An 11,182-nucleotide genomic window follows, 5' to 3' on the forward strand; every position below is an offset into this window, starting at 1 on the left:
GCGGTGGGTAAAGCCCCAAATATAAAACCAAAACATAAATTTATTTTTGACAAAGTATATTTGTTTAGGTATATACTGAAAATTTTTAAGTTTGTCAACCGATGCACTTTATATAGAATTATCAACTTTTTTGCCGCACACGCTCTGCGGACTTCGTCAAAGTTGCTGCCTACGGCACGCAGAGCGAAAAACGCAATTGCTAGAACTTTATATTTTAAGAATATATATTAAATATAGTGTAATACCATAGTTTTAGGTCAAAAATGCAGTTCTTCGCGAAGCGTATCCGAGCCTGTCGAGGATATAGGTTCTTTTATACCAATACTTACAGTACTTCCTTCGGTCGTAAAAGAACTGGGGTGTTGCGTAAGCACGCAGAGCGGTGGGCAAAGCCCTGAAAATATTTTAAATTAAAAAAATTATTTTGACAAAATATAGTTGTTTAGGTATATACAAAATTATTATAATTAAAAGCTATATATTTTATATCAATATTTCTTTATTTTTCTAATCATTTTATTGTGTTTAATTAAATATTTATAATGTTATTTTGACAATTATTATTAAATATTTTACAATTAATCATTGTTTTTATAAAATTTATTTATTGGATTTTGATTATGTTTTTTTTACAAAAAGAAAGCGAATTTTTAGATGAATATAAAGATGTGGCATTTATAATAGGTTCTCCGGATTTCATTGGAGCAAGAACAGAAGATGATGATAAAATAAATGTTCTTATGATATGCATAGCTTATAAGGACATTGAAACAGGCTATATTGAACAAAATAAGAAAATTGTCGTTAGAATGAAAATAGCAGAAAAAGAATTGAACTATTATAAATCTATTATAAATATAGAATCCATTGTTAAATTAAAAGTAAGATGCGAAAAAGAACAAGGTGAAGAAATTGTCGAATTTTTACTTGCTGATATTATAGATAATCATTATAAAGATGAGGATTTAAATTTAATTCTTAGTAAGTATTTAGAACCTATATATTATAATGATGATATGCTTGGAGATTTTTTATATAATAGAAGTTTAGGTTCTTTTGATAAAGAAATGGAATGGATTAATAAAAAGATTCTTGTTGCTTTTGATGATTCCAATGGATATGATAAAGAAAAGGCTATTAGCTTTATAAGAAATATTTTTACAGATAAAGAAGAATTTGATAAAAAGATAAAAGATTATTCTGCCTTAAAAATAATAAGACAAGGAAATGAGATTTCAGCTAAAAGTAGCGGAAATATTGTAGAGGAAGAAGCCTTTGTTAATGCATTTATGAGTAAAATAGAACTTTCAGAAATTATAATTCATGAGCATGATAATTATGTTAATTATAGACTTGGCAATAAAAAAGTGTTTCCTTTAGATGTTATCGTTGAAGGTGATTTGAATGGTAATTTCATAAATGCTTTTATTAGTCAATTTTAAAATTATGTAGTCTAAAATGTATAAAATGTAGTATTAGGTAAAATATGGTTATAGTATATAGTAACTATTATTAATAAATATCTTTAATTATAATATTGACATTTTTCATCATATTAGTAAAATGTTTGTAAAAAATTATTGTTATATATAAGAAAGAATAGTTTTTAGGTTTTGTACCATTATGATGAGGAGTATTATAAAATCTAAAATTAACAGACTCACTGTTACAAGAACTGATTTAAATTTTAAAGATTCTATAACAATAGATGAAAATTTGATGGATAAAGCAGATATAATGGAAGGTGATAAAGTATCCATTATTAATCTGAGTAATGATGAAAGATTTGAAACAGTTGTTGTTAAAGGTATAAGAGGAACAGGTGTCATAGGCATAAATGGAAGCAATGTACATTATGCACAAAAAGATGATACTATAATAATACTTCTTTATGGACATATACCGGAAGAAAATTTAAAAAGTTATAAAACTAAAGTAATATTTGTTAATATGCAGAATATGATTATAGAATAAAAATAGTTTATATTTATTAGGAGAGATATTATGGAAAAAATTTTTAAAGCAGGTATTGATATAGGTTCAACCACCGCAAAAATGGTTGTATATGATAATAATGACAATATGATATTTAAAACTTATGTTAGACATAATGCTGACATAAAAGATACTTTACTATCCATATTAGAAAATTTACAGGCTATGCATGGAGATTTAAAACTTTCACTATCTATGACAGGTACTGCTGGAATGGGTGTTTGTGAAAAAACAGGCATTAGTTTTGTTCAAGAGGTTATAGCTTCTTCAACAGCAATTAGAAAGATTTATCCTTATGGAAGAACATTGATAGATATAGGCGGAGAAGATGCTAAAATTATAGTATTTGATGATAATTTCAAAGCTGATATAAGAATGAATGGAAACTGTGCAGGAGGAACTGGAGCTTTTATAGATCAAATGGCTACACTTCTTAATGTTCAGCCTTCAGAACTTTCTACATTGGCAGAACAATCAACATCTATTTATCCAATGGCAAGCAGATGCGGAGTATTTGCTAAAACAGATGTTCAAACACTTATAAGCAGAGATATTCCAAAATCTGATATAGCTAAAAGTATTTTCCAAGCTGTTGCTGTTCAAACAATAAATACACTTGCTAAAGGTTTTGAGATTAAGCCTAAAATATTATTCACAGGCGGACCTTTAACATTCCTTCCAGAATTAAGAAGAACATTCTTATCCCTTTTAAATGCTACTGAAGAAGATATGTATACTGTTGATCACCCAGAATTGACTGCTGCAATAGGTGTTGCTTTCGGTGAAAAAGAAGATCAAACAGTAATTAAAGTTTCTGATTTTACTAAATTAGTTCAAAATATTTCAGCAGAAGTAAAAATTACTAATTCAAAGACAAGAGAAGCTTTATTTAATAGTCAGGAAGAATATGAGAGTTGGAAAGAAGAACATAGTAAAGATAAAGTAAAATCTGCTGATGTATCAACTGTTAATGGTAAAAATACATTCCTTGGTATAGACTCTGGTTCTACTACTACAAAAATCGTTATTATTGATGAGGACGGACAGGTAGTATTAAGACATTATAGAAATAATAATGGAAATCCAGTAGGTGCTGTTACTGAAGGATTAACAGAAATTAAAAAAGAATTAGATGAAAAGAATATAAAAATAAATATAGCAAGAACTGCTGTTACAGGTTATGGAGAAGATTTAATAAAAGCTGCCTTCAATATGGACGAAGGTATCGTTGAAACTATGGCACATTACAGAGGTGCTAAGGCTTTCGATAAAGATGTAAGCTTCATTCTTGATATAGGCGGTCAGGATATGAAAGCTATATTTATTAAAGACGGTATTATAGAAAATATTGAAATTAATGAGGCATGTTCATCAGGCTGCGGTTCTTTCATAGAAACATTTGCACGCGGAATGGGTTATAAAGTAGCTGACTTTGCTAATATTGCTTGTGAATCAGCTAGCCCTTGTGATTTAGGAAGCCGCTGTACAGTGTTCATGAATAGTAAAGTAAAACAGTCTTTGAGAGAAGGTTCTTCAGTTGCTGATATTTCTGCGGGACTTGCTAAGAGTGTTACTTTAAACTGTTTCACTAAAGTATTAAAAATTACTGATACTTCTATTTTAGGTGAGCATATAGTTGTTCAAGGCGGTACTTTTAAGAATGCTGCAGTTTTACGTTCTGTTGAAAAATTCTTAAATAAAAAAGTTATTCGTCCTGATATATCAGAACTTATGGGAGCTTATGGTTGTGCATTGCTTGCTTTAGATACATACAACACTAAAGAAGAAGATACAACATTTATAGGTTTAGACAATTTACAGGAAGCTAATGATTATGAAAGAAAACAGCTTACTTGTAAAGGCTGTGAAAACCTTTGTACTGTTACTAGATTAAAATTCAAAGATAATAAATCATTCTACACAGGAAATAAATGTGAAAGAATATTTACTAATAAAGGAAATAAAGAAAGAAATTACGGAATGGATATTACACAGAAGAAACTTTCTTTATTATTCGACAGACCTTTAGCACCTGCTTCAGATGAAATAAAAGGTACTATTGGTATACCTAGAGTACTTAATATGTATCAAAACTTCCCATTCTGGGCTACTATACTTGTAGAATGCGGATACAGAGTACAATTATCTTCACCTTCAAGCATGGCTATAGCTGAAAAAGGTTCTGGTACAGTTATGAGCGATAATATATGTTTCCCAGCTAAAATAGCTAACGGACATATATATGATTTGATAGAGTCTAAAGTTGATAGAATATTCTATCCATCTGTAGTATTAGAAAAAGCTGAAGAAGACGGAAGTGTTAATAGTTATAACTGCCCAGTAGTTACAGGATATCCTGATGTAATAGATAGTTCTATAAGTCCATTAACTAAATATGGAATTCCTTTCGATGCTCCAACAATTTCTTTCTTGAATGAAGATTTATTATATAAAGGTTGTAAGGCTTATTTTGTTAAAGGTCTTGGAATAGATAAAAAAGATTTTGACAGAGCATTTAAATTGGCTTTACAGGAACAGATAAGAGTTAAAAATGAGTTAAGAGAAGAAGGCAAAAAAATTATAGAACATGCTAAAGAAACTCAAACACCTACTATACTTATAGTTAGCAGACCTTATCATATTGACCCGTTAATCAATCATAAAATACCTGAAACTATTGCTTCATTTGGTATTAATGTACTTACAGAAGATGGTCTTGATATAGATGAATCTTTGGCTGATGTTCAAGTATTAACTCAATGGTCTTATCCTAATAAAATGTTCAAAGCTGCTTTATGGGCTTGCAAGCAAAAAGATATGAAATTGGAAGTAGTACAAATAAATAGCTTCGGATGCGGACCAGATGCTACTACTTCAGATGAAATAAAATCTATACTTAATGCTTATGGAAAGAGTCCTACTTTAGTAAAAGTAGATGAAATTTCAAGTCCTGGAAGTATTAGATTAAGAATACGTTCTATGATAGAAAGTATGAAGATGAAAGGTGACTTTATACCTAATGAGAAATCTAATAGAACTATTATTAAAAGATATGAGAAAAATGACAGACGTGCAATACTTGTACCTAAATTTGGACATTTCTATGATCCTATGATTTTGACTTTACTTCAAAGAAGCGGATATGATACAATTCCTCTTCCTGAACCAGATATTGAATCTGTAGAATTAGGATTAAGATATGCCAATCAAGATATATGTTATCCTGCTACTATTGTAATAGGGGATATTATAAAAGCAGTATTAAGCGGAAAATATGATCCTAAAAATATAGCTGCCGGTATTACTCAAACAGGCGGACAATGCAGAGCAAGTAACTATGCTTCTCTTATAAAAAGAGGATTAATCAATGCAGGTTATCCAGATGTTCCAGTAGTAACTGTAGGGCTTACTGTTATTAATGATCAGCCAGGTTTTGAGCTTTCAAAAATTGACTTGATGAAAGAAGGTATTATAGCTATGCCTTATGCTGATGCTATATCTACAATGTATTATTACTGTGCTGCTAGAGAAGTTAAAAAAGGTGAATCTTTGGCACTTGCTAATAAATATATAGCATTACACCCTAAAGATTTTGCTCTTAAAGCTACTGATAAATTATTAAAACAAGCTGTGGCAGAATTTAATGCTATAGAAACTCATGATTTAGACTTGCCTAAAGCTGGTTTAGTTGGTGAAATATATGTAAAATATAATAGTTTTGCTAATGGTGATGTTTGCGACTGGCTTATGTCAAAAGGTGTTGAGGTAATAGTACCTCCTGTATTTGACTTCTTCGTACAGAAGGTTATAAGCGAGCAGGTTAATAAAGAAACTAATGCTAGAGATGTATCATTCTTAGGATATTACGGCTCTAAATTATCAGAAAAAGTTATTGATGTTAGAGTTGATTCTATTAATCAGATAATGTCTAAATTCAAAGGTTTCAGACCAATACACCATATAAGACAGATAGCAGAAAATGCTGCTAAGGTTACTGCTATGACTAACCAATTCGGAGAGGCTTGGCTTCTTCCTGGTGAAATAGCTAGCTTTGCTGAAGAAGGTATAAACAATGTACTTTGTTTACAGCCTTTCGGTTGTATTGCTAACCATATTATAGCTAGAGGTATTGAAACTAGACTTAAAACTAGATATCCTGAATTAAATCTTTTATATTTGGATATGGATGCTGGTGCTAGTGAAGTTAATACTGTAAACCGTTTAGAGTTCTTCGTTCGCTCTGCTAAAGATAGTATGGTTTCAGTAAAAGAAGAAAAAGAAGTTATGGAAACTGTTGCTTCATACAATAAATAAACTTTTTAATCATTTATAAAAATACAAAGGCTTGCAAATATATTTATTTGTGAGCCTTTTTCTTGATTATAAAGTAGTATCGTAGTATAATTATATACAATAATTATTTATAAATAAAGGTATATTATGGGATTAGGAAATAAACTATTGAATACTAAAATAAGAAATAAGATAGGTGAGAAAGTTGTAAAAAAATTAAAAAATAATTCTGTTTCTATAAAGGATATAAAAACTGATTTATATATTCCTATCAAATATCCTAATTCTAATATTGATAATTTCCTTTGTAAATTAAGTAATGCAAAAATATATTCTAGCTGGGGATTTTATTTTACTTCTAATAATGAGATAATAAAAGAGGTATTACCTTTTGATAAAATTTTAACTCTTAGGTCAGAATTAGGAGGCAGATTTGCATTTTATAAATTGAGATTTAAAAAGAAGACTGATTTAAATGTATTTAGTTTGCAATCTATATGGAATGTTTGCTTTGGGCATTGGATACATGAAACTTTACCAAAACTTTTTATATTGAAAGATGTCGGTTATTTAGATAAGATAGATGCTTTTATATTGGGAGATGGATGTAAATCAAAATTTCATAATGATAGTTTAGAAATATTTGGTATTGATAAAAATAAGATAATATATATTTCTGACCAAACAGAAATATTATGTAAAAATTTGTATTTATCTTCTTTTCCAAGTGAGAATACCCATTATCCTGATATTTGGATATGTAATAAGTATAGAGAATTATCAAAAGAATTAATAAAAAATTATGATGCTACTAAATTTCCTAAAAAAATATATTTAACCAGAAGAAATGTAAAAACTAGAAGAATTTTAAATGAAGATAATCTTATGGATATATTATCAAAATTAGGTTATGAGATGATATGCCCTGAAGAATATTCATTACAAGAACAATTTTGTATGTTTTATAATGCTGATAAAATAATTTCTATATTAGGAAGTGGTTTAACTAATCTAGTTTGTTCAAAACCTAGTATATCAGTACTTGGAATTGTACCGAATATCAGACCTGAAGATACATATAAATATATAGTTGAAACTATAAATGGTAAATATTTAGAGTATGTTGAAAACAATGAAAAAAATTATGTATATCAAAATATTCATAATAAAGGAAATGATTTTGATTTCTATATAAATATTGATGATTTTAAAATAGTTTTAGATGAATTTGAAAATATTTGAATACTAATTAATCATCTTGTAACTAAAATTTATATATTATTTTATAGACTCATTATATTTTTATGTAATACTATTGTTGTTTTTTTCTGCATTCTGTACATTATCACTTTTTTACCGCATACGCTCTGTGGACTTCATCAAAGTAGCAAAAAAGCATTGCTAGAACTTTATATAAAAAATATACATATTAAATATAGAATATCACCTAAATTGATACTAAAAATGCAGTTCTTCGCGAAGCGTATCCGAGCATGTCTAGGATATATCTTCTTGCTGAAGGCGGGCTGTGTCTTATACCAATACCATACCTACACTTACAGTGGACTTCGTCAGGTACTTTTTTCAGTTGCAGTACTTCCTTCGGTCGTAAAAGAACTGGGGTTCTGCACTCTGTGTACTTCGTGAGGGCAAAGCCATGCAAATATTTTAAATTGAAAAAATTATTTTGATAAAATATATTTGTTTAGGTATATACTTTTATTATAATCTATAAACTTACAGTGCAAACTGATTATAATTACTTGTTTTGATAAATATGTATTATTACTATTGAAGAATAAAAATAAGTTATATAAACTTGTTGCTTCATACAATAAATAAACTTTTTAATCATTTATAAAAATACAAAGGCTTGCAAATATATTTATTTGTGAGCCTTTTTTATGCTCTTATATCATTATTCTATATTCCTTAAAAATTAGTATTTATATTTAATTATTATTTTATGTGTTAAATGTATTGTAAACATATAAAGTGTAAACATAATTTTAAAATAATGTATAAAAATACATTATAAAAGGTTGTAATTAACTGAAATTTAGTGTATATGTATTAATATACAGTATATATCAATACTGTTATAGGAGTTATTAATGAAGAGCTTTCAAAAAACACTTTATTACAAAAAACTTATAAAGAACATATTAGATAATATAAAGGAGGACGATTATTTTTACAACAAAAAATCTAATTGGGAGGAGTGGGTTATAATGCGTGTTGATATTAAAAATGCTATAAGTAAGCTTGATGATATTGACACTACAAATTACAGTCCTGAAGTGTTGGACAGTATATTAGATATTTTAAAGGAGTATTGATATAATGTGCAATTTATGTCCTAAGTATGACACTTGTACAAAACTTTGTAATAATGTATTAAAGGAAATTAATAAAAGTTTAGGTACAAGGAAAATTAATTCAGATAGGGGAGACAGCAGAGAAAGTATTTTAACTAATGATGATTTAGATAATATACTTTACTCAAATGCTTTAACAGATACTGAGTACAGCAGAGTATCAAATTTAATAATAGCAATATTAACACCAAAACAAAAAAGGATAATGAAATTATTTTCAGAGGGTAAAACTCAAGAAGAATTAGCTAGTATGCTTAATGTAACACAATCAGCGGTATCTCAATATTTAACTGCAATCAAAAAAGAGATATCAAAACAATTTAATATAGTAATAAATAGTTAAGAGAAATGTTAAACCAAAAAGGGAGACACTCAATTAAGAATGCCTCCCTTAATATGGTTAATATTACAAAACTAATTGAATATTAATTATTGTAATAATCTAAGAGCACCTTGTGGTAACTGATTAGCTTGAGCAAGCATAGACAAGTTAGCTTGGTTAAGAATTTGATCTTTAGCAAGTTTAACTGATGCTTCAGCCATATCTGTATCACGGATTCTGCTTTCAGAAGCTTGCATGTTCTCGAATCCAACCATTAAACCTTGAGCTGTCATTTCTAATCTGTTCTGATAAGCACCTAAGTCAGATCTTTGTTTTAATACTTTAAGAAGAGCTTCGTCTACCATACCTATAACAGAGTTAGCTTTAGTTGGGCTAGATACACTGATGAATGTAGCGTTAACAGCTGGTCCAACTGGGTTTTTAAGTCCAAGAGCTTGGCTGTTCATAGTACCGATGTAAACGCGTTTTCTTTCATCCATGTTAGCACCAATGTGTAACCACATAGAAGCTGTAGGAGTGTTTTCTCCTGTAGATCTAGCGAATCTACCAGTTAACATGTTAAGTTTGTTGAATTGAGCTTGTGAAGCAACTCTGTCGATCTCGTCTACTAATTGAGAAACTTCGATTTGTACATAAAGTCTGTCTTCATCAGTATAGATACCGTTAGCAGCTTGTATAGCTAATTCACGGATTCTTTGAAGAATGTTAGTAGTTTCTTCTAAGTATCCTTCTGTAGTTTGAATGAAAGATATACCATCTTGAGTGTTTCTTTCAGCCATACGTAAACCGCGGATTTGAGTTCTCATTTTTTCAGATACTGCTAATCCAGAAGCATCGTCTCCAGCTTGGTTTATTCTCATACCGCTAGAAATTTGAGCAGCGTCTTTTTTAAGATCTACTTGGCGGAATTTAAGAGTGCGTTGTGCGTTTATAGCACTTATATTATTGTTGATAACCATATGGTTCCTCCATGAATTATTTGTATGTGTTCTTCCCTGAACACATAATTATTATCGGTTCTAGCCTATTAATTATTAATTTTTTTTTATAAAAATAAAAATTTTTTTCTTCAGTTTTATTTAAAAAAATACTCTAATATTATGTTAATGAAATTATGTTAATATTATTTTTTATTTATAATCTATTAGCCCCGCCCCAACTTTTAACGCACGTAAAATACAACTATATAATTAAATTAATTTGATTTTTCATTTTATTTATTTATATTAATGCATCCACCGTGCGGTTAATAAATTTTTATTTTTTATAAAAAACTTGGGCGGGTGCTATAATTTCTTATTAAGCTAAGAAATAAATAAAAGTTATAATTAAAAATAAAGCAGAAAATATAAAAGGGTGGGGTATGTAAATAGGTTTTAAATCTACTCTAATTCCCCGCCATTTATATTTTTTATCTGCTTTGAAATTTTTGATAAAATTTTTTTTGATGATTTATTAAGAAATTATAGATGCCCGCCCAAGCTTTAATTAAATATATTATGTTTATTAGATTTTTGATTGACTAAATATATTATTTTAATATACTAGTAAGAGGTAATATATATTAGAGGTTTATGATGTTTACAAATAAAGAAAAAATTGAATTTTTCAATGCTGTAGAAGAAGGTAATATTCAGCAAATACAATATTTATTGAATAAAAATAATTATATAAGTATAAATGTATTTGGAATAGCAAAAATATTAATTGAACATGAAAATAATAAAAATGTTATTGAAAAAAAAGATATTGAAATTGATTTTAAGAATAAAGACGGATATACTCCTTTAATGATTGCCTCTTATAAAGGAAATGCTGATATAGTAAAACTTTTATTAGAATATAATGCCTCTGTAGATATAACTAATAATGATAATTATACAGTTTTGATATATGCATGTATTTATGGCAGAGCAGATGTTGTAAAAATTCTTCTTGAACATAAAGCCAATATGTATATAGAAACTAAATTAGAAAATAATCATTTAACTGCATTGATGATAGCCTGCAGTCAAAATTATGCTGAAATAGTGAGAATATTACTTGAAAATGGCTATGATCCTAATTATAAAAATAAAAAAGGAGAAACAGCGTTAATATATACTGAAAATTTTTAAGTTTGTCATTTTTTTATTCAACTTTTTCCCGCCGCAAAAAGTTGCAAAAAGTGCAA

At 28.4% G+C, this 11,182-nt stretch carries 7 protein-coding genes and 1 pseudogene; 7 read left to right on the plus strand and 1 reads right to left on the minus strand.

Annotation, left to right across the window (positions count from 1 at the left end; all coding sequences use genetic code 11):
• Window positions 1–620 precede the first annotated feature (620 nt).
• From Q0K52_RS13475 to Q0K52_RS13500, 6 genes are all read left to right on the plus strand, one after another.
• On the plus strand, window positions 621–1,442 hold the full coding sequence (locus Q0K52_RS13475) for a DUF2262 domain-containing protein (RefSeq protein WP_297300286.1): 822 nt from the start codon (window positions 621–623) through the stop codon (window positions 1,440–1,442).
• Window positions 1,443–1,623: 181 nt separating this feature from the next.
• Window positions 1,624–1,974, plus strand: a complete 351-nt coding sequence (panD, locus tag Q0K52_RS13480) for an aspartate 1-decarboxylase (protein ID WP_297300288.1) — start codon at window positions 1,624–1,626, stop codon at window positions 1,972–1,974.
• Between the two features lie 30 nt (window positions 1,975–2,004).
• Window positions 2,005–6,309 (plus strand): acyl-CoA dehydratase activase-related protein, encoded by a 4,305-nt coding sequence (locus Q0K52_RS13485; RefSeq protein WP_297300290.1) that lies wholly within the window; start codon window positions 2,005–2,007, stop codon window positions 6,307–6,309.
• Window positions 6,310–6,456: 147 nt separating this feature from the next.
• Entirely contained in the window at window positions 6,457–7,530 is a 1,074-nt protein-coding gene (locus Q0K52_RS13490) for a DUF563 domain-containing protein (RefSeq protein WP_297300292.1), read from the plus strand.
• 872 nt (window positions 7,531–8,402) lie between these two features.
• Window positions 8,403–8,627 (plus strand): hypothetical protein, encoded by a 225-nt coding sequence (locus tag Q0K52_RS13495; protein ID WP_297300294.1) that lies wholly within the window; start codon window positions 8,403–8,405, stop codon window positions 8,625–8,627.
• A 4-nt stretch (window positions 8,628–8,631) separates the two neighbouring features.
• A complete protein-coding gene (locus Q0K52_RS13500; protein ID WP_297300316.1) occupies window positions 8,632–9,009 on the plus strand; it encodes a sigma factor-like helix-turn-helix DNA-binding protein in 378 nt (125 codons plus the stop codon).
• 86 nt (window positions 9,010–9,095) lie between these two features.
• On the opposite strand, the gene Q0K52_RS13505 is transcribed toward Q0K52_RS13500, so the two are convergent.
• On the minus strand, window positions 9,096–9,968 hold the full coding sequence (locus tag Q0K52_RS13505; protein WP_297300319.1) for a flagellin: 873 nt from the start codon (window positions 9,966–9,968) through the stop codon (window positions 9,096–9,098).
• Window positions 9,969–10,586: 618 nt separating this feature from the next.
• Here Q0K52_RS13505 and Q0K52_RS13510 point away from each other — a divergent pair.
• Window positions 10,587–11,111, plus strand: a pseudogene (locus Q0K52_RS13510) (ankyrin repeat domain-containing protein); the annotation flags it as partial.
• Between the last annotated feature and the right edge of the window lie 71 nt (window positions 11,112–11,182).

This window comes from uncultured Brachyspira sp., assembly GCF_944390845.1.
Taxonomy (GTDB): Bacteria; Spirochaetota; Brachyspiria; order Brachyspirales; family Brachyspiraceae; genus Brachyspira; species Brachyspira pulli.